The organism is Saccharibacter sp. EH611, from assembly GCF_009834765.1.
Lineage (GTDB): Bacteria > Pseudomonadota > Alphaproteobacteria > Acetobacterales > Acetobacteraceae > Saccharibacter.
In genome coordinates this window covers 1-19038 of the sequence record NZ_WVHP01000004.1, presented here as the reverse complement: position 1 = coordinate 19038, position 19038 = coordinate 1, and the positions used below count along the sequence as shown (strand labels likewise).

Here is a 19038-nt window from a genome sequence, read left to right as displayed (position 1 = left end):
AAACATTATTATTTTTTATCTTTAAGGGCACGTCGTAGATGATGGTAAATTTCGCGCTCAACATAGCTTGGAGCATTGCGCTCTACCACATCATCAACGATTTCTTGCGCGGGTAGGATTTTTCGGTAATGCGGCGGCTTTGCGACAAAACGGATGATTTGAAGCACCTTTCCAGGTGTGCCTGAATATTTATAAACGCCGATAGGACGGCCGCTTTTTTTCGACTTCCCTATAAAATACTTACCGCGTTGACCATTGGCGTTCTTATTCTTCTTTCCTTTGCGCAAGGCGCGCATTGTCTCTTCTGAAATGTTCTTAGAGGGGTCTTCATAGAGGCTGAGATGAGATAGGATGGCTTTGATCTCGCTGGATTTGATGTTTCCGCTTGCATTTAACGGTGCATCATTCCCAGGAACCCAATATTGCCCTCCAGAGACCTTACTTAAAGCGTGCTCTGACGGCTTCATTCCACGCTCGCCACCAAAAACATCAGGTGACAGATAGCGTGCAGCGGCGGCTCCAACATTTTGACCGGCGACAAGGTCTTTCGTTGCCAAAGCTGCCTCTGTTCGCCCTGGTGGGGCTTTGATGACCCTGAACATGCCAAGCGTCCAGTTCGTGGGGTTATGAAAAACGCGTTTCATACCGTCTACAACAGCCCGACGGCTATCAAAGGCGAGGCTATTCACAACGTTTGTCATGCCGCGTTGATGGCCACGGCCGCGCAGCTTTTCCAGGTCTTTACGGAGCTTTTTGTTGTCCATTGAGATGGTGATGAGGCGGTTGTTGCTGGCCATTAGACTGCTCCTTTACTTGGGAGAGAACCGACACGGGCCGCTTGTCGTCTGATCCGCTCTAACCGTGCAGCGCGGCTATTGGAGGGATTCGGTAGGGTCTGCGCGGGGGGATGTTTTAGTGAGGGTGTGGGGCTTTCTTCTTGTGAGGACGATAGCGGTGTGATCATGGGGTTATCGTTCCATTCGCGCGCCCAATTGGGCGGGGATTCCCAATGGTAACGTTGGAGGCCAAAGAGATGCGCCATGACGTCGGACATCACCATGAGGTCCCACGCTTCATTGCGGCGGCCGCCACGCTTTTTGTGCCAGCGTCCAGAGGGGGAGCGTTCTTCTGCTGAGAGCTGGTCATAGAACTCATGCAGCTGGCCAAGTCCTGATGGGAAATGAACATAACGGGGGCCTGATTCTGTGATGAGAAGATCAGAAGAGAGGCGGTCTTTGAATTGATTGGGGTTGAACTGGCCAAGCGGCACATCGTCAGCGCGTGCACTCACGGTGCTGGCCCGTTGGCTGTCGGGATAGCGGACGGCCAAAAGTGGAGCGTTCACCGTGCTCATGCCTTTGAGGGGGAGGACGCTATAGGCGACGCGGCCTTCAATCATGCCCGCTCGTTTGGCAAGCCGCCGTGTTCGTGCGCGGCGCCATGCCGCGTAGGCTTGGGCTGTGACGCCTTCTTCACCGCCTGAGTCATACCCTAGCGCAAGGGGAACCATGCCACGGCCTGATCCATCCGCTAAGGGGATCGGTGTTTCCATAACCTGGGCAATCAGAGCGTCCCAATCTGCGGCGCTGGTGGCTGGTTCTGCTTTGATTTGGCGGTAAGTAATGATCCAGCTTTCACCATCAATGCCCCAGCCGCGAATGAGGAGCTCGAAACGATTGGCTTGTACGTCTACAGAGGCCGTGAGGAAGCGCACGCCTTCAGGGATGCGGTTGAGCGACAAGGTGGGGTCTTCACGGAGCGCAAGTGCCTCTGCGTCCACAGAGCGCACCGTGCGGGGCGGCGTGTAGGGAACGCCTAACCGCTTCACGATAACAGCGCGGTGCTCTGAATCATCTCCAGACGCTTCAAAGTCGCGCTTAGTACGCACAATTTCACGTGCAAGGTTCCCGATACCGCCGATCATAAAAGGGCTCATAAGGCCCGTAATCCAGAAGCCTGCAATGTCTGACGTGACGGGGGTTCCCGTGACAGACCCGTTTTCAGCCACGGTCGTGCCAGCGCACGCCCAGAAGGCGTCTTTGTTCATCGTGCGGCGCCATGTGTCCTCAATGAGGCTCCCACATGACGGGCATATAAGGCGCGCTTGTTGCTCAATTTCATCCAGTGGGGCCTCAACGTCATAGTCCAAGGCCATTTCACGCGCCGCGCCTGGGGTGGGACTGGAGAACGCATTGCAGTGCGGGCACGGCCACCACCAAGTGCGACGGTCGCTATCACGGTAGAGCTTCATAATGCCCGTGTCCCAGTGACGTGGTGAGATACCTAGAGCTGCGTCAGGGTGGGATTCACACAGAACCATGCTGTCACGGCCAAAGGTTTGGCGTCTGATGTCTGCGAGGGCGTATGTGTCCTCTCCTGAAGGGTCGCATGCATCAAGCTCTGTGATGATGATACGGGGCGCTGATTTGTTGGTCAGGTTGTTATAGGTAGCCGATAAGAACTGAACCCACATTCCTGCAAAGCGCTTAAAATCAAGCGCTCGATCTTTTGGCTTCAGGCCAAGCCGAGAGGCCATGCCTTTGTGGAGGTTAATCATGGGTTCAATCTCGGCCTTCACATAAGCCCTCAGAACCTCGTCTGTTTGGGCATACACGAGAAAGTCTGCGGGGTCTGTCTCCACGGCTTGAAGGAGCCAATTCTGCCCGACGGTCGTTTTCCCTGAGCGGGCTGGCCCGACAATGGCCGTGGTGAGTTGCGGGCCTGTTAGGGCTTCCATAGGCCCGACAAGGTAAGGCGCTTCATCATGGCTCCATCGCCCCACAAAACCACCGCCTCGGTTGTTGAGGTAACGGTGCATGGCCGCGTGCTCTGCGACAGAAACACGTTCAGCAGGGAGGTAGAAGCTCAGTGCTTCACGCACAATGGCACGGGCTTGAGCAAACGGGAAGTCGGAGAGTTCTGCTGGAGGGGGGTTAGAGGAGGCCATGCGTGTCCTCCTGTGTTGCGTGTTCTTGTTCCTCTGGTGGGGTGAGGAGCCCTAGGAGGTCGTTGACCGTCGCTTTTTGAAGCTCTTCATACATCGTAAGCTTGTGCTGGATGATCGCTTCTGGGATGCCGTTTTCTGTTCCGAAGCGCTTGATAAAGTTCCGGCTCTCGGAGCCTAGCCGCGCGAATGTGGACATAAGGGCATCGCGCATCTCATTGGCAGGAACAAGAAGGCCGCACTCTTGCGCTTCTTTGCGCTTGAGCTGATGGAGTTTCGCTAGGTCGAGCTGTTTCTTGATGTCCTCACGACTTTGGATGGGAAGAGCGTCGTCATCGGGAAATAGGTTTGAGAAGCTTAACTGAAGGCTTGCAAGCGCCTCATCGCGTCCAGCATTCTTCTCAAGTTCTTCTTCCTTCTTCTGGTCAAGAAATGGAAAAACTTCTTCAGCATCGAACTTGTAAGAAGAACCGTTGCGGCCACGAGAGACAATAGGGAAGTCTTCATATTTCTCAATCCAAGAAGTTAGTGTGGGAAGAGAAACATCGAGCTCTTTGGCTAATTGTCTTTTGTTTATAAGAATTTTCCCAGACACTTTTTATTACTTCCCAGATAAAAACAACAAAAACAGAAAGTCACTTTTTGATTATTAAAGACTCTGACAGATCGGGGTTCGAATTATCCTCGTGCGGGCCCTCTATGGGAAGGACCCGTGAACTCTGCTGAGCGGATACGAGATGATTTTCTCTTCCTTGCGAGCTTTCGGTCGTTATCGCGCCTTGTCCTCTGGAGTTGGCAGGCCGTTCTGTAGGCTGTCGGTAGAATTTTCAGAAGCGTTGCACAGCTAATAGCCATCTCTTTGCGCGCTGCTTCTCCTGACCGATCAGGTAAGAGCTCTTGGGCCATGGCACTAAAGGATACTCCCTCAATCAATAGGAGTATCAGCTTGTCATGCGTTTCATCACCTAAGATGTCATGAACATAAGATAACCGCTCAGCAACGAGAGCACGCTCTAGTCCACGCGTATGTGCATCGCCTGGACCGTCTTGTGATGGCGTTGCATTGCTAGGGATGTCACGCGCTCCAAAGCAGGCGAAGAGATAATCCTTACGCCAACGCTCAGCGATACTTTCTGCTTCACTATCGATCCGCTTTGCTTTGCGCAGTGTGAGAAGCGTATCAACGCGGCGCTTATGGCCTTGCTCATCCTTCTCATAATCTGGCTTAGAGGAACGCTCAGGCGTTGGCTGCTGGGGAGCGTGTAACGTGCGTGGCAGCCCTTTGTTGGCTGCGCTGTGCTTACGACGTGCCATTAGACGGTTCTCTGCTGTCTCAGTGGTGAGACAAACGTGAGACAGAAAATGGGACAAAGAAAAGCGCAGTTTTTCAACGCTTGTAGCCCTATTATACTTATTGTCTCACTTGTCTCACTAAAATAGTAATGTAAAGGAGTTCTTTGAGCGCTATAGACGGCAAAAAGCGTGAGACAGATGAGACAAACACGCGAAAAGGCGCATACCCTTAGAGGGACTGCGTTTTTTTCTGTCTCAATTTCTGTCTCATGCTTGTCTCGGTGGTGAGACAAGCTCACCACCTCACGCCATTTTCTGCGGTGATTAGCCATCATCGGCCTCATCACCAAATCCGAGTTCTTCACCAGAAACCCAGATACATCCCCGCGCTTTTACGGCCCCAATGCGGATTTGACCCTTGAAGGGCCGCGCACTCTCAAGGCGCCGCAACTCATATTCGAACTTTTGCCCGCTATACGGTGTATCACGGAAGAGGGACCGTAACGGGCTAGAGCCGGGCCAAAACCAGATGCCCAACCCATCAGCAGCTCGAGGCGCGGCCCGGCCCCGCCTGTCTTTTGATACGTCATCAGCCCGGATAATGCGGATACCATAGTTCGCCAAAACGTCTGATGCAATAACGCGCGAGAGGCCATCAATGTTCTCCTCATTATGAACCGGTGTTTTCAGGACTGTCCTGACAAGCTCAGCGAGTGAGCGGCGATCTGTTGAGCGCTGAACTTGAACAAGCTGGGAGAAGAGATGGTTAATCATGCGTGCCGAACTGTCTTGGATCAGCACATCGTCAGAGTCTCGGATATAATCCGAGATAAGCTCTATCCCTCTATCGGCTTCCAAGGCTTCAGGGACGCCATCATGAGTTAAGACCCACCATCCCGCGAGGAGTGCTCCGAGTTGATCCATTTCACGCGGCGCGCAGCCACATGTCTTCAATGAATACCGAAAGGCGACAAAAGCACCTCGCCATTCCTTCCACCGAGCAAGAGCACGCCCCCACAATCCCGCGCCATGTTGACGCGCCCAAGCCTGCAATTCTTTATGTTCGTTGTGATAATCGACGCCCTCATGGGCCTTATCGAGGTCCACGATCGTAAAGCGGCCCAGATGTTGTGCTTGCATGTCTGGTGGGCTGATGGAGGCCATCAAGATACTGCCCGCGACTTCGATCTGACGCGCTTTCCCTTCCTTCCCGCCACGGCTGCCTTTGGTGCCTTCCCCGCCGGCCGCTGATAGGACGAGGTCCAGCAGGGCACGGGCGCCCCGTTGATCTTCCCGATCGGCCGCTTCATCGACGTAGGTGGGCATCGCGCGGCCATCCAGTGACTGCTCAAGACCAGCTTTTGTCGTGTCATTGGTGTAGAAGTGCATGGGGCAGGCTGCGCTTAACACTGCCATAATGCTGGACTTACCAGAGCCGGCCGCCCCGATGATAAACCCGGCCGGCCGCCACGGAATAGAGGCGCCAAAATAGGCACAACCCAGAAGACCGACCAGCACGACTTGGCCGCCGGCCCGTCTAAAGTTCCATAAGCTGTCAATTCTAGCTTCTAACTCTTCTCCCACCTTTGCACTGCATGGCTCCCCCGGCCGTGGCGCGGGCGGGGCGGCTGCCCAAATCTGGTTGCCGTGGCGTGTTCCTGCGGGTTTAGGGCGCTTGGCCAAACCCAAAACAGCATCGCCACAATGAACGACCGGGGCCCCTTCTTGGCTTGGCCACACCCCCGGCTTTCGGATGAGGATGTGATCGCCAAACAGTCCGGCGGCGCGGCATTCTGCCATCAGCCAAGCGGACGCTTTGTTCTTGACGAAATCGACGACCTCCCAGCGCGTGCTTTCGGAACCATCGGCTTCCGTTGTCTTCTGCTGTCGTTTGCATGGGAAGGCGGCGGTGAGCCACATGCCCTCATCCAAAAAGAGCGCCATAAGCTCCTCACGCGTGCCCATTTGCCGTGCAGACAAGGCGCGGAGCTGCCCGACCGCATCGAGCACGTAAAACTTCCCGTCCAAGTGACCAAGTGGCACAACCGGGCATGGCCCTGCCTCTGGTGAACCGCCTTGCGGTCTTTCTTCTGCCTGTTCAAGGCTTTGTCGGATTGCCTCACGCCCCATCGGCCCCTCGCAATGTATCGTTGAAGTCTTTCCCTTTTGGCGCACAGGCCACGCGCACACGCACGCCTCGTTCCAGCCAAGCCTTCTCTGCCCGTTTGAACGCGGCGACAGACGCATAGTTCGTGTCATTGTCTCGCAGCAGCAGAACCCGCTTCACACTGGGGGGAAGGGTAATCTTGGCCATATTCCCAAGCGATCCTGCGCAGATAACGCGCCATTGAGGGCATGAGCAGACGATTGAAAGGCAGGTCTCAATGCCTTCCCCAATCACAATCTCTTCCTCTGGGCTGCATTCTGACAGTCTCGTGTCGCTACTGCCTTTCCAAAGCGGGATCATATGGCCGGCCATCGGGCCAAGCATCTTCTTGGGTCGGTCTAAAGAGGCCTTCACCCAGCCTTGAGTTTTCTGCTCAAGCCATGTTTGATGAATGGCGGCCACACGCCCTTTTTCTGTGGTAAAAGCGGCCACCATCGCGGGCAAACCACGGCCTTTTTCATGGCAATAAAGCTCTGGATGGAAGCGCAACGCCGGCGGCATAATCCCATCGGGAAGAATGATCTTCCGACCCGCTAAATACGATAAAACCGGGTCATTGCTCTGTAAGGGAAGGGCGGACTTAAACCGAACACGCGCCTTATCCATCCGCTTGACCAAAAGACGCTCGTCTTCTTCGCTCACCTGAGCAGGCGGCGGAGCTTGACGCTGCCCTTTGGGAGCAGCGCGCTCATATCCCAACCATGCCAAACCCCATCGATAAGCCTGCTTGCGGTCGTCTGAAAACAGGACGGCCGCCACAAGGTCGAGAGCGTCCCCGCTTTGGCCTGCGGCAAAGTCCGACCATACGCCCGCTTTAGGACCCGTTAAGCGAACAGACAGGCTTTTCCCAGGCTCTCCAGCGACGGACCCACAGCACCATTCAGGGCCGTTTTTCTTACCAGCAGGCAGAAGCTCACGCACAAGCTCAAAAGTCCGCGCACCAAGGCCAGACGCAACCTCTGACGCGCTTAGAGTGCTTGACATGAAGCCCTCCCAGCCAGAAGAACACACATCATAAATGTTTCAAAAGCAAGAAAGTTCATGACGGTAAAAACGCCAAGAAGACGGTCATAGCGATGACGTTCGACATCACTCCACCGTGGCTCTTCTTTACTTACACATTCTAAGATGTCGTTTTGTGAAGGCCCATTCATAGGCATATCCAAGCGAAGCAATATGCCGCTTCTATGGCCGCCACCCCACCGAAACAGATCGCAAGAATTGTCCGTTTTTTAAGGGCCTGTTGAGCATCAGCCAGCGTAGTTCTTTCTTGGTAAATCTGTTCTTTAAGCGAAAGCTCTTGGTTATCTTCTTTGATCGACACCAAAACGCGCAGGTCGTTTAAGCTACAATAAGAAGGCTTTTCTTCCCCTTCTGGCACGCTTTCATTACGCTCAGGCTCGATCTTCAATGTGATTTTTCCTGCCTGCCAGGCATCAAAGAGGCAGGCAGCTTCTAGAACATCTTCAGGCCCGACATCTCCAGGATACATAGCGCGGGAAAATTCGAGAATTTCCTTACGAGACAGCACCCTCTGCCACGATGAAAAGCTTGTCATAATGACGCTCCTTTCCGTAAGCGACGCGGGCCGTCGTAATAGCCAGGCATTTTCATCGCCCCATCACGCACGTACGTGCAGCCACTTGCAGACACGCGGCATTGATGGGTCAAAACGGGCTTGTTTTTGTGGTGATGAGGATGCGGCCGAGCGTGTTTCTGCCCTTTAACCCGCAATTTACCGCCAGCGCTGCTCATGACATAACTCCCTCAATACATTGCAGAGGTGGAGAAAAGAGATGCGCGCTTTTTTGACTTGGCTGGTCTATGTGGCCTTCTTCATGTTCATTTACACGTGGTATTTTTACTACTCGATCATCCACGCTTTCATCATAGCGGGTGTGTCGGTTGCCATTGCTATGGGTATCATGAATGTGGCTGTGAGGCTGTTCAGAGGCCTGACAAACCAAGGGCAAGAGCGCACACCATCTATCCCTAAAGACCGCAAACGCCCTGTTCCGACGCGCAAGGCACGCATTCTGACAACATCGATTGTTTGCGTTGTTGCTTTCACCATTTCGACGACTCTCATAACGGAGCAGTTGGCGCATATTGACGGCGAACCGGTTTTTCTCAGTTTTATTGTAAGCGCTACTCTCTTCTTGGCTGGAGTAGCCATATGCGGCCTTCCGTATTTGGCGGTGAAGAAGTGGCGTGCTTATAGAGAAAAGCGCGCACAGCCCGCTCCAGAAGGCGACACCCGCCCTCTCGTTCCCCGGCAGATACGTGACGCGAGAACGGCTATGGATGGCAGTCGCCTGACGATTTTCTACACAGACGCTGAAGGGCAGGACACCAAGCGAACCATCCGCTGCCAAGAGCTGGGCTATCATCAAGACGGGGTCGAGGTGATTCCCTATATGATTAAGGCCCATTGCGAGCTGCGCGGTGAGGACAGAACCTTCATTCCCCGACGCATCGCACGCGCCACCTTGGTAGACGGCACGCCGCTGTTCGACATCACGGCCTTTTTGGTGGCCCATGCGGACTTGCCCCGGCAAGACGGCCCAGCTCAGGAAAGCGCTGCGGAAGAAATGCCCCCACAGTCCCCACAGCCAGCAGAAGCACCGCCCGAAGATACAACCAAACGCACGAACCAAAATTTTTACGGCGTTTTGGACGTTCAGAACGGGCTGCGTATTCCCCCACCGAGCGAAACCCCAGACAATGTGACAAGCAAGCTGTTCCACCCAGACACAAAGCGCTGCCGTCTTCGCATTACACGTGCATGGGGAAGAGACCCTAAACACGCGAAAGAGAGCACCATTAACCCCATAAAGTTGACGTATTTTATGGAGGATAAAACGCTCTGCATCATGATGATTGAAGCGTTTATTGAGGAGAAGAAAGAATGGGACAGCGTTGACTATACCGAGATTTTGACGGCAACCGATTTGGAAACCGGAGAGACGATAGACAATTTGGGATTGTATCTTCTGGGGGATAACTTCAAGCACTATGACCCGTATGCAAGAGTACCCGAACCAAAGCACAAAAGGATTGCCCTGAAAGACACGCCCATCACTCTCTCGTTCACGCAAAAAGGCAGCGCAGGAAGAGAAGTTACTCTGATCGTGAAGGATATGTGGACTGAGACGGACTATCCCTATGGCCCGGAAGATACGAGACTTTCTTCGGTCTCTGGAATAAACGCCAAAACCAACGCTGAACGGACGATCAGAGCAGAACGGATTACCGACGCGCACGACCCAGAAACCGGCGAGGTCATTGATGACTTGCTGGCCTTCTTGGAGACGCGGCGCAAGCGGAAAGTGAAGGCTTAGGGGCATTCCTTTCCCTTTTTGGAAGATGGGGACGGCTCAAAAAGATCAGGACGAATAGCTTCATAGGGGATGCTCAACGCGTCCCCTATTTTTTTGACATGCCAACGCGGGACTCGTTTCCATCGACCAACCGCTTGGGGTGTTACGCCACACAGCCGCGCAATTTCCATCATTGACCCACGCTTTGAAAAAATATCAACAAGAGAAACATTTTTCATAAAATGATCTGTAATTTAATTACAATTTTTGAGCAACGAAAAATGTGAAAAATAAACATTTTAAACGTATGAAAGTTTTCCCTTTAATTGCCTCATGAAAGACGCAACTGACGCCCAGAAAAATAACGCTATGAGCAATCTCTCTTTTGGAAAGAGATTGAGAACTTCCAGAATATCTAAGGGGTTAACCCAAGATGAATTAGGAAAGAGAATAGGATTGTCGGGCAATTCTATTTCACAATATGAAGCCGGAAGGGCATACCCCCGGCAAAAACCTTTCGGCTTATTGATAAAGGAGCTGGAAGTGACTTCTTCTTACTTGCTAACGGGAGATGACCCCAAGGAAAAGATTAAAGCTCAGACAAAATATGAAAAAGAATTACTAGAGATTATGAGAAAAACAACACCACAAAATCAGAAAATTTTGCTAAGCGCCATGCAAGCCCTGTCGCAGTCTCTCGATAAAAAGAAGGGAGGAAATTAAACTTTTGAAACTTATGTGTTGCCACATAAGTGTAATTTAATTACATAATCTTCTATCTCTTATGGGAGATGAAGTTCCAAATAATCGTTTCTTCATAAAGGCGAAGGGAGGGCAGAAAGGATGGGAAAGACAATCTCCAAGATGGAGAAAGCTCTCCCTGTTGCCAAAAGAGACTGTACCCCCCTACAACTAGCAGGAGTATGTCACGCATCACCGAGTCTGGAGAGTTATGAGTTAGAGAACAATCCCCCAGATATGCAAAAACCCCGCTTTTTCAAGCGAGGCTAATGCAAAAATTCTAGGATCATCAGGAAGGGTCGCCAAACCCGTCCGAGAAACAAACAGAAATTGTGGTTGGTTTCTTTCTCGGACATCCTGATGAAAAATGCAAGTCTTTCTTGCCACAGGATTTTTGCACCCTAATGCCTAGGTTTGAAGAGTGGCGGTTCCCCGCCATTTTAGTGCAAGAAGACCGATGAAATCTGCCAAAAAGAACAGGCTGACCACGCTTGATGTCCGCCCAAACGTGCTGCGAAATTCAAGACTGAACATGATTCGTGGCGCTGCTCCGCACGCGCTCCCCTCTCTCTATAAGGGGGAGCATTAATGTTTGTGCGCAACCGCAAGCCCGCCCTTTCGCTCGACATCCGTCCAACGCGTCGCAAAAAGCTTAAATATCTCTTCCTCTCCGCTGTGGAAGAAGCGTTCCGCTCTGGAGAGCTGCCCAAAAGGCGTCACGGATGGCACCTTGTCTATCAGGCATTTATTGACATGATGGGGCCTGACGAGACGCTATACCCGTCTCATGCGGCCATCGCAGAAAAGTCCCACACATGCCCGCGCACGGTCTGGGCGGCAATGAACGCGCTTGAAGCCATTGGCCTCATCCGCGTAACCCCACGCTATGTCTATGATGCTGACAAAGGAAAGACGGTCCGCACCAGCAACCTGTATGAGATCGTTGTCAACAAAGCTCAGAAAGCAATCGCCATCGTTGCCGCATCCGCTCGGAAAAACAAAGAGCGCGCAAAAAGCTCAATGAAAAAACTTTTCCACCATCTACCCGCAAAAAACACGAAGGATTCCCCTAAACCTATATATAAAGAGAGAAACTCTCTCACTCAGCCCCCTCAAATGAGCCCAAATGAGTACCGGGCCTATATAGAACGATGGGCTAACGGCTTCTAAAACGCTTTAATCCCACAATTCCAACGACACGAGAAAAAAAGTGCGTCTACCCAACCGCAATCATGGTTGGCAAGGGTAGAATTTGCTCAAGAAGCAAAGAGATTTCCGCACTATTCTGCCTTTTTCACGAAAGAAAACGTGCAAAACCACAAGAAAGCAGGTGTCAAGTAATGCAGTAGAGACTCGTTTTTAGGGGAGGTATCTTTCCTGAGTGTTCTTCAATCCCGAAGGACAGAATGAAATGGAGCGAACATGCCCTACTTATATATCTTTTCGTCTGAGAAAAACGCTTATATTGGGAAAATTAGAAGTGACATTCTAAATGACCTTGCAGCTTTCCCAAGATCAATTCGAACAGAAATGATCTTTGCGGAACTAAACATGGAAAGCATGCCACGTGCTCTTGCTATAGGAAGAGGAAGAATAATTATTTCAAGAGATAAAATATCACATCTTGGAAAATATGGCAGTTATATAGAGATAGAAGCTTTATTTGTGACTGATATTTATACCTATTTCTTGGATAATTATTCTACTGAAATATCTTTGTCTTACCTTAAGGAAATAGACAATGGTAAACGCATAAGAGAGATAGACGTTGTAAATATGATTCATTTTGAAAATGGTATAGATTACAAAGAAGAAGAGAGAAGTGCTCTAGGAATGTAAAAGACAAAGAAGTTTTTACTAAAACAACTTCCCCTGTTTCTGCACAATATAATTCACGCCAGAGCGTGACATGCCCACCTCTTTGGCAATACGCCCCAGTGAAAGCCCGTCTGCTTTAAGAGCAAGCACGCGGGCTTCACGCTCTCTATCGGGCTGACGTCCTTTATATTTTCCCGCCCTTTTAGCAGCCTCTATGCCTTCGATCTGACGTTCTTTACGAAGGTCATTTTCAAACTCCGCAATGATCCCCAGCATATTGAACATCAGCCGCCCTTGAGGCGTTGCGGTATCAAGGGGCTGCTCTGTTACGCGCAGAGACGCCCCTTTGTCGTTTAGAATGTTGATGATGTCGGTAAGATCAGAAATGCTACGAGCTAAGCGGTCAATCCTTGTAACAACCAGAGCATCACCGGCCCGAATGAATTCCAGAAGCAAATCCAGCTGAACCCGTTTCTGCCGACTTGTCCCCGATAATTTCTCTTCCCTTACAATCTCACACCCAAACTCTCGCAATCGCTCGACCTGTAAGGCGATGTTCTGTTCTTTTGTCGATACCCGCGCATAACCGAATAACATGCCCACCACCTGTTCTGTTTACCCTTTAGAGGAAAACAGAACAGCATGATTTCTTTTTCCGCACAATCCAGAACAGGTCAGAAATTGGGAAAAATTAAACCGTGAGAATTGTTCAGTTAGGGGATACCCTAAAAACGCGCAGAACAAAAAAGAGGCCCCCACGATAGTGGGAGCCTCAACCACAAAAGAAACCTTCTCATGCTTCTACTGAGAAGGTTAGCATATTCCCTTCAGAAACGCTGTCTATTTTTAATGAGAAAAATAGATAAGAAGAAAGAAAACAAGCGCACCAACCCCACCCCCTGCGATCGTATAAAGCAAGACCTCACGGGCTTCGGACGATAAAAACATACTCTTATTCATTTACTGTTCTTTCTGTCGTTTCCAATATTGTAACACATGCACGAGATCATCATTTTCTGAAATAGGGGCTGTAAACGTTTTCACTCCAGCGTGGAACGTCATTTTTGTGCTTGTTAAAAAGGCTTTGCTCATCACATCCATTGAGTGGTCTTTCACGTTAAATACATAATCACATTTTGCGGGCCCAAAATCAGTGACATCACCAGCGTGAAGTTGTAAGCCGTTAGAAAAGTTCAGAGTAGCGTCTTTATGGCACTGACCCACAGCGATCACCCCGACTTGAATCTCTTCTCCCTCAATTGTGGGGATCAGTTGAAACAACGTATCATCTTGCGTGTAAGAACATATTGGCATGCCATTATCTGTGCATGTCCAAGGGCCAATATTGGCTGCCTCTGCGCTTCCTATCCCGCTTAGTAAAGCCCATGTCAGGCCTATAAGAACTTTCCTCATTTCCGTCCTTTCTTAAAACATTCCATATTCTTTTTTATCTTAGAAAAATACGCAAGATAAAAACATTTTTGCACATTTGCCCTTGCCTAATATACGAAATTATCGTATAAAAAAGATGTCGACGCGATGAAGCGCGACACTGAAAAAGGACATAAATTTATGAACGATAGAGACTTCCAGAAAATAACGGCACTGATCCAAACATTGGCTGCCATCTTGAGTATTTTCTCTTTCATCGGCAACGTCATTTCATGGTTCAGGAACTAAAGGAGAGCGGGGGAACCCCCGCCATTCTCACCATGACTCCAGAACAATTTACGGCTTGCCTTAATCTTGTTCATTGGAGCCAAAGGCAGCTTGCTTCTATCTTGAATGTTCCCCGAGAAACCGTCTTAGAATGGGGACGAGGAGAGCGCTCTATTCCCAGTGATGTTGTCTTATGGCTTAAAAAAAGAGCGGATCATGCACAGCTCAATCCACCACCTCGTTCTCCTACTGTCGAAGAAAAGGAATAAGAAATGTCTTATCTCAACAGATCAATCAATTGGCTTCATCATGACAAACGTCGTCTTTATATACTCTACTTTATAGCGGCATGTGTCAGCTTCTTTGTTGGGTATTACTTCCGTATATGGCAATTTTAATATGACTCCTGAACGATTCAGAGAAAGTCTTAGGCTTTTACATTGGAGCCAACGAAAATTAGCGCTGATTTTGCACGTGGCGGCAAGTACGCCACGTGGTTGGGCCAGTGGAAAGACCCCTATCCCATCCCCTATTGCAGCATGGCTTGAGATACTTGCTTGTCATGCGGAGAAAACACCACCCCCTCATAAATTTGGTGAGGAAGGATAACATCACGATGACGCCACATGAGCTTGAAACGATCCTTGCTGCAATAGGGCTGAGTAATAGTGCTCTTGCACGCCATGTTAATCGTTCAGAAGGCAGCATCAGACAATGGCGGAAAGGGGTCTCAAAAATACCAGACGACGTTGCTGAATGGCTAAGAGAATATCATTATTTTTTTCAGAAAAACCCACCCCCTCAACGTAAAGGCTAGAATATATGACACTTCATATCACCGTCTGCTCTCCAAAGGGCGGAACCGGCAAAACAACGCTGGTGGAAAACCTTCTGGTTTTGTTTGAACGTGCTGGCAAGAATGTGCTGGGGGTGGACTTTGACCCTCAACAAACGTTGCTGAAATGGCATGCACGGCGGCAAGAGAATTCGTCTGCATCTCAGTTTGATTGTGCTGAAGCATCCCTAACGGACTGGCGAAATGTTCTGGCACATGCGGCTCATTATGACGTGGCCATTTTCGATGTGCCGCCTGGTATGGATGCAGACATTATGAGCGTGTCTTCATTGTGCCAAAAATCTGATCTTGTGCTTGTTCCATCCGCCATGAAAATCGCTGATATCGATTCAGTAGGGCCTTGGGTTGCTGAGCTAGACAGTCAGAGCATTCCCAATGCGCTGGTCATGAACCATGCCAATCCGCGGGAAAAGTTTTTTAAAGAAGCCCGCGCGGAAATGAATAAAATAGGGACATTATGCCCCATTGAAATCCGCAGCCTTGCTGATGCCCATCAACATACCATAGACGGCTTAACCGCTTCTGATAAACCAAAATGCTCGTCAGCATCTGACTTTCAGCAGGTCTATGATTTTGTCTGCAAGTGGCTAAAATCTCCTAAAAAATAGCGTTGTTAAACCGGTTTAACAAACTCTCTCACAAGAAGGTTCCCCATGTCGAAATTTTCTGCCCCTTCCCTGTCTCGTTCTCAGAAGATTGGCCAGGCCGCCACAGTTTCAGATCGTCAATCAACAAGCCTGGCTCAAAGTTCGGTTATTGATGAGAGGTTTTTTGAGACATTCAAAGAAAAATTTGAAGGGATGGAGCTATTAGACAATCAGGAAAAAGTTCAAGCGATCAGCACGCTTGTAAATGTTCTTAAAAGTGAGAAAAAAAAGCAGCTTCACACCATTATTCAGATTGGCCGTGCTTTCTGTAATACAGAAGATGAATTCTCTCCAGAAGAATGGAAGCACCTTCTGAAATATACACAAGAACTATTCGGTATGAGTCGTCATACGGCGTGTATGTATCGTAACGTTGCTAGAGACATTGATAGTGGCCGTATCCCTCGTGAGATTTGCCCAACCTCTTTTTCTACAGCCTATCAGCTTTCAACATATACCGATAAGCAATTAGAGCTGGCCAAAGAAGAAGGCATTATTACACCAGATGTCAGCCGCCGTACTCTTGTAGCTTTTAAACAAAAACATTTACGCCCTAAAAAGCGCAATTATTCATCAGCAAAGAAAGGGAAAGATCGCCTAAAAGCTTTAACGAAAGAACGTGAGCGTCTTTACAAGAAGCTTGAAAAGATTGAAGAGCAAATTGCTCGTGAAAAAGAAAATTAAGACGACATAATGATGGGCTAGTTTGATGCGAGAAAGCAAAACGAGCCCATTATTATATTTTTAGATCAGTTATTATGAATGTCATTATAAGGTTTGCCGGAGAAATCATTTATTCCATTATGTTCTCCACTACAACCGACAAGAACGTTATCATGAACTTTTATAAAATTGACACCCGGATCTAACCAAATTCCTCCTTCCATAAGACCTAGCGGCTGCTGGCCATTAGCAACGCATAAGAGGTTATCAGCAATTATTCCCTGCTGGGGTATATTGGTGCTGCCTGCACTCGTGACCTCAATGTTGGGAGCCCCTATCCTATGAGCTGTATCAGCTAGACTTGAGGAGAATGTTTGTGTTCCTTCAATAATAAAATCTGTCATACCCATAGAGATGACAGAGCCGCCAGCATTACCAAACCGTCCGCCATGAATTCTTACAGCGGCTGCATAACTTCCATTATTAGTAGAGGAAGGAACTCCTCCATAATTAGTGTTATAAAATTGGGCAACATGTGAACTATCTGCCCCATGCCCAAGAAGATAGCTACTGATTATCTCCCAATCCTGAACATCAGAAGCGTTGATGCAAGTGAGACAGTCTTCTGCTTCGAAGTCGTAAAAGCGCGCAAAAGCCGGGCAGGCTTCTCCATTATGGCCCATACTTAAATTGCAATAAGAGTTTATACCAAAACGAGCGCTTTCACAGACAGAGTGGTCAATATCAAGACTTTGTGCAAAATCATGATATGAAAAGCATGTTGCCGTATGACCTTCAGCCCCATTCATATTGACACGGCTAACACGAAGAAGATCAGCACGTTTGCTGCAAGACGCAAGGGATTGACACTGAGAGGAATCTCCAAAAAATTCAATACCAATGTTACGAAGACCAAGAGCATTGACGTCTTCTATGACGTTAACAGCTCCGCCTTCTTCTCTAAAAATATTGTAGGGATTTCGGATAGAAATATCTTTGATAGTGCTATGCTGCGTCCATGATATATCAAAAATTGTTGCGTCTGGATTAGAAGAAGATGGCATCATACCGGTTGCATCAATAGCGAAATGCTCAAATGATATACCTGTTCCATAATCTTGATTGGTGGACGTGTATTTAAACATTATCCCACTATTGTTCTGTGTGGAGATTAGCACAGAACCTCTGTAATCATTGGAACCAGAATTTACATTGCCATTACTGACTCCCAGAAAACGAACACCATTACAGGGAATAATAATATTTGATAGAATATAGGAACCTGCTGGAAATAAAATCTGTCCTCCTGAATGAACTGGATGCTCACCGTTCCATTCACACACAGCATAGACGGCCTTTTGTACAGCCGCTGTGTCATCTGTTATTCCATCGCCGACAGCTCCGAACATTTGGGGAGTATACATATTCCTATTAATAGCCTGGGCTTGCGTTCCCCCTGAATATATCAGAGCGAACATATACAAACACATGAATAAACGAGCAAAAATCATTATTGAGTTTCCTATGCTTACATTTTGCAAGCTATTATTGATATGTAACGGAAGAAGGTTTGCAGAGCGGGGAATTCTACTGTATTTCCCTCCTCTCATTCCCATAGTCTCGCATCATAATCGGAAGCTCGTGCAGGTCGGGGTGAGCGCGCAGCTCGTCAGCCGCCTGCTTCTCTTCCTGTGCTGTGTAATACACCAGCGGGGGGAAAAGCGGTTTGTAGCGGGCAGGAGCGCAGCTTGCTAACGTGCATAAAGCCATCGCACAAAAGACGTGCTTCATCAGAACGCCCCCTTATCTAACGTGTCCCGAAGCTCATTGCCGGAGCGTATGCCGTTCGTGCGAGCCTCCAGCATCCGTTGTGCGGCTTCTGCTGATTGTGTGGCGTCGCTTGCGTCTTGGCGTTCGGAGTGAACACGGGCGCTGTTGCGGCCTGCTCGGTAGGCAAAAATAAGCCATGTGGTCAGAGCGGCGGTGATAAGTGCGCAAACGCCCGCAATAAGGTAAGGGATCATAGAAGTTCCCATTTCATTTTTGTGGTGAATGGTAAGGGAGAGCTGACGCTCTCCCTTATGCGCATCAGACGGCGCTGTTTGCGTCGCTTGTTTGTGGTGCCGGGCTATTTTTATGCTCCAGCACAGCTAAGAGAGTGCGAGAGCCTTCTTCTAGCTCTGTTGCGCCATTTTCGACGCGCTGGATAGCATCAAAGAGCTCGGCAATATTGAACTTGCTTTCCAGCATCGGGGCAAGGTCGTCTCCAAGAGAGCCCAGAACAGAGGCAACGGCATGAATACGGGTTTTAGTGGCCGCACTTTCGCTGGAGCCCAAAGCGCCCGTGATGAGATGTTCTAGGGAGGTGATGACGTCAGAAGCGGTTGTCACAGTGACTATTCCTTAAAATTGATTGTTGGAGTGTTGGGTGCGCAGGACAGGCCGGCCCATCGCGGCAACGAAGCTCTGGCATGGTCATGGCTGGGGGCGTGTGTCAGTAGGCCGGCCTGCTTGGAAGCGGTTGGTGGCCCATCCGATATTGAGCGCAACGGTGCTGATGGCACGATAGAGCAGCCCCCAGCGTGAGCCGCTCGCCGGTGGCCGCACGGTGACGGTGACGAGCTTGCAGACGATGATCACACACGCGACGATCAGGCCGAGATTGCTGGGTAAGAGGTCAAGGAACGCGGTGATGTCCATAAAATCTCCAGACATAAAAAAACCGCCTCAGCGGGCGGCGTTCAGTGGGGATGATGTTAGGTTATAGACGGTGGTGAAGCTGTTGCTTCACGAGCCACCTGCTCGACAAGGGGCCCGTAAGGGTCTTGGCCGTTTTCAACGCGGATAATGGCGCGCATGAGTGCGGTGAGTTGGTCGGGTGTGAGGGCGTTAAAGCGCTGCTGCACGCCAAGGCCAACATGGGCGGCCAC

25 protein-coding genes are annotated in these 19038 nt (G+C 49.8%); 8 read left to right on the top strand and 17 right to left on the bottom strand.

Annotated features, from left to right (window positions below; translation table 11 throughout):
- Positions 1 to 8: 8 nt before the first annotated feature.
- From GS535_RS03555 to GS535_RS03515, 9 genes are all read right to left on the bottom strand, one after another.
- The gene (locus tag GS535_RS03555; RefSeq protein ID WP_160799126.1) at positions 9 to 797 is read right to left on the bottom strand and encodes a hypothetical protein; all 789 of its coding nucleotides are present in this window, start codon (positions 795 to 797) and stop codon (positions 9 to 11) included.
- Complete coding sequence (locus GS535_RS03550) at positions 797 to 2947, bottom strand: terminase gpA endonuclease subunit (RefSeq protein WP_160799125.1); 2151 nt, start codon at positions 2945 to 2947, stop codon at positions 797 to 799. Before GS535_RS03550 ends, GS535_RS03555 begins: the two co-directional genes overlap by 1 nt.
- Entirely contained in the window at positions 2934 to 3539 is a 606-nt protein-coding gene (locus GS535_RS03545) for a terminase small subunit (protein WP_160799124.1), read from the bottom strand. The genes GS535_RS03550 and GS535_RS03545 overlap by 14 nt, the downstream gene beginning before the upstream one ends.
- Positions 3540 to 3622: 83 nt before the next feature.
- On the bottom strand, positions 3623 to 4258 hold the full coding sequence (locus tag GS535_RS03540; RefSeq protein ID WP_160799123.1) for a hypothetical protein: 636 nt from the start codon (positions 4256 to 4258) through the stop codon (positions 3623 to 3625).
- Between the two features lie 303 nt (positions 4259 to 4561).
- A complete protein-coding gene (locus tag GS535_RS03535) occupies positions 4562 to 6367 on the bottom strand; it encodes an ATP-binding protein (RefSeq protein ID WP_160799122.1) in 1806 nt (601 codons plus the stop codon).
- On the bottom strand, positions 6357 to 7388 hold the full coding sequence (locus tag GS535_RS03530; RefSeq protein WP_160799121.1) for a toprim domain-containing protein: 1032 nt from the start codon (positions 7386 to 7388) through the stop codon (positions 6357 to 6359). Before GS535_RS03530 ends, GS535_RS03535 begins: the two co-directional genes overlap by 11 nt.
- Positions 7373 to 7558 (bottom strand): hypothetical protein, encoded by a 186-nt coding sequence (locus GS535_RS03525; RefSeq protein WP_160799120.1) that lies wholly within the window; start codon positions 7556 to 7558, stop codon positions 7373 to 7375. The genes GS535_RS03530 and GS535_RS03525 overlap by 16 nt, the downstream gene beginning before the upstream one ends.
- On the bottom strand, positions 7555 to 7962 hold the full coding sequence (locus GS535_RS03520) for a hypothetical protein (protein WP_160799119.1): 408 nt from the start codon (positions 7960 to 7962) through the stop codon (positions 7555 to 7557). Before GS535_RS03520 ends, GS535_RS03525 begins: the two co-directional genes overlap by 4 nt.
- Positions 7959 to 8159, bottom strand: a complete 201-nt coding sequence (locus tag GS535_RS03515; protein ID WP_160799118.1) for a hypothetical protein — start codon at positions 8157 to 8159, stop codon at positions 7959 to 7961. The genes GS535_RS03520 and GS535_RS03515 overlap by 4 nt, the downstream gene beginning before the upstream one ends.
- A 41-nt stretch (positions 8160 to 8200) precedes the next feature.
- On the opposite strand from GS535_RS03515, the gene GS535_RS03510 reads away from it, so the two are divergent.
- Positions 8201 to 9745: a hypothetical protein gene (locus GS535_RS03510; RefSeq protein WP_160799117.1), complete on the top strand. Its 1545-nt coding sequence runs from the start codon at positions 8201 to 8203 to the stop codon at positions 9743 to 9745.
- Here GS535_RS03510 and GS535_RS03505 read toward each other — a convergent pair.
- Positions 9742 to 9963, bottom strand: a complete 222-nt coding sequence (locus GS535_RS03505; protein ID WP_160799116.1) for a helix-turn-helix domain-containing protein — start codon at positions 9961 to 9963, stop codon at positions 9742 to 9744. The two genes, GS535_RS03510 and GS535_RS03505, sit on opposite strands and share 4 nt — an antisense overlap.
- Positions 9964 to 10057: 94 nt before the next feature.
- On the opposite strand from GS535_RS03505, the gene GS535_RS03500 reads away from it, so the two are divergent.
- The 3 genes from GS535_RS03500 (at position 10058) to GS535_RS03490 (ending at position 12304) form a co-directional block, all read left to right on the top strand.
- Complete coding sequence (locus tag GS535_RS03500) at positions 10058 to 10447, top strand: helix-turn-helix domain-containing protein (protein WP_160799115.1); 390 nt, start codon at positions 10058 to 10060, stop codon at positions 10445 to 10447.
- A 606-nt stretch (positions 10448 to 11053) separates the two neighbouring features.
- The gene (locus GS535_RS03495) at positions 11054 to 11635 is read left to right on the top strand and encodes a hypothetical protein (protein WP_160799114.1); all 582 of its coding nucleotides are present in this window, start codon (positions 11054 to 11056) and stop codon (positions 11633 to 11635) included.
- Positions 11636 to 11887: 252 nt separating this feature from the next.
- Positions 11888 to 12304, top strand: coding sequence for a phage major tail tube protein (locus tag GS535_RS03490; RefSeq protein WP_160799113.1), 417 nt, complete (start codon positions 11888 to 11890; stop codon positions 12302 to 12304).
- An 18-nt stretch (positions 12305 to 12322) separates the two neighbouring features.
- Here GS535_RS03490 and GS535_RS03485 read toward each other — a convergent pair whose 3' ends face one another.
- Both GS535_RS03485 and GS535_RS03480 read right to left on the bottom strand, forming a co-directional pair.
- Positions 12323 to 12880 carry a recombinase family protein gene (locus tag GS535_RS03485; RefSeq protein ID WP_160799112.1) on the bottom strand — a complete coding sequence of 186 codons (558 nt, stop codon included), beginning with the start codon at positions 12878 to 12880 and terminating at the stop codon, positions 12323 to 12325.
- Positions 12881 to 13243: 363 nt separating this feature from the next.
- On the bottom strand, positions 13244 to 13696 hold the full coding sequence (locus GS535_RS03480; protein ID WP_160799111.1) for a hypothetical protein: 453 nt from the start codon (positions 13694 to 13696) through the stop codon (positions 13244 to 13246).
- 251 nt (positions 13697 to 13947) lie between these two features.
- Between GS535_RS03480 and GS535_RS03475 the strand changes: the two genes are divergently transcribed.
- The 4 genes from GS535_RS03475 (at position 13948) to GS535_RS03460 (ending at position 16129) form a co-directional block, all read left to right on the top strand.
- Entirely contained in the window at positions 13948 to 14211 is a 264-nt protein-coding gene (locus tag GS535_RS03475) for a nuclease (protein ID WP_160799110.1), read from the top strand.
- A 347-nt stretch (positions 14212 to 14558) separates the two neighbouring features.
- The gene (locus GS535_RS03470) at positions 14559 to 14759 is read left to right on the top strand and encodes a hypothetical protein (RefSeq protein ID WP_160799109.1); all 201 of its coding nucleotides are present in this window, start codon (positions 14559 to 14561) and stop codon (positions 14757 to 14759) included.
- A 5-nt stretch (positions 14760 to 14764) separates the two neighbouring features.
- Complete coding sequence (locus GS535_RS03465) at positions 14765 to 15406, top strand: ParA family protein (protein WP_160799108.1); 642 nt, start codon at positions 14765 to 14767, stop codon at positions 15404 to 15406.
- 45 nt (positions 15407 to 15451) lie between these two features.
- Positions 15452 to 16129: a hypothetical protein gene (locus GS535_RS03460; RefSeq protein ID WP_160799107.1), complete on the top strand. Its 678-nt coding sequence runs from the start codon at positions 15452 to 15454 to the stop codon at positions 16127 to 16129.
- 65 nt (positions 16130 to 16194) lie between these two features.
- On the opposite strand, the gene GS535_RS03455 is transcribed toward GS535_RS03460, so the two are convergent.
- The 5 genes from GS535_RS03455 to GS535_RS03435 all read right to left on the bottom strand — a co-directional run bounded on the left by GS535_RS03455 (position 16195) and on the right by GS535_RS03435 (position 18823).
- On the bottom strand, positions 16195 to 17619 hold the full coding sequence (locus tag GS535_RS03455; protein WP_160799106.1) for a glycosyl hydrolase family 28-related protein: 1425 nt from the start codon (positions 17617 to 17619) through the stop codon (positions 16195 to 16197).
- 76 nt (positions 17620 to 17695) lie between these two features.
- Positions 17696 to 17899 carry a hypothetical protein gene (locus tag GS535_RS03450; RefSeq protein WP_160799105.1) on the bottom strand — a complete coding sequence of 68 codons (204 nt, stop codon included), beginning with the start codon at positions 17897 to 17899 and terminating at the stop codon, positions 17696 to 17698.
- Positions 17899 to 18132: a hypothetical protein gene (locus tag GS535_RS03445; protein ID WP_160799104.1), complete on the bottom strand. Its 234-nt coding sequence runs from the start codon at positions 18130 to 18132 to the stop codon at positions 17899 to 17901. Before GS535_RS03445 ends, GS535_RS03450 begins: the two co-directional genes overlap by 1 nt.
- 64 nt (positions 18133 to 18196) lie before the next feature.
- Positions 18197 to 18499 carry a hypothetical protein gene (locus tag GS535_RS03440; RefSeq protein WP_160799103.1) on the bottom strand — a complete coding sequence of 101 codons (303 nt, stop codon included), beginning with the start codon at positions 18497 to 18499 and terminating at the stop codon, positions 18197 to 18199.
- A gap of 84 nt (positions 18500 to 18583) precedes the next feature.
- On the bottom strand, positions 18584 to 18823 hold the full coding sequence (locus GS535_RS03435; protein ID WP_160793103.1) for a hypothetical protein: 240 nt from the start codon (positions 18821 to 18823) through the stop codon (positions 18584 to 18586).
- Between the last annotated feature and the right edge of the window lie 215 nt (positions 18824 to 19038).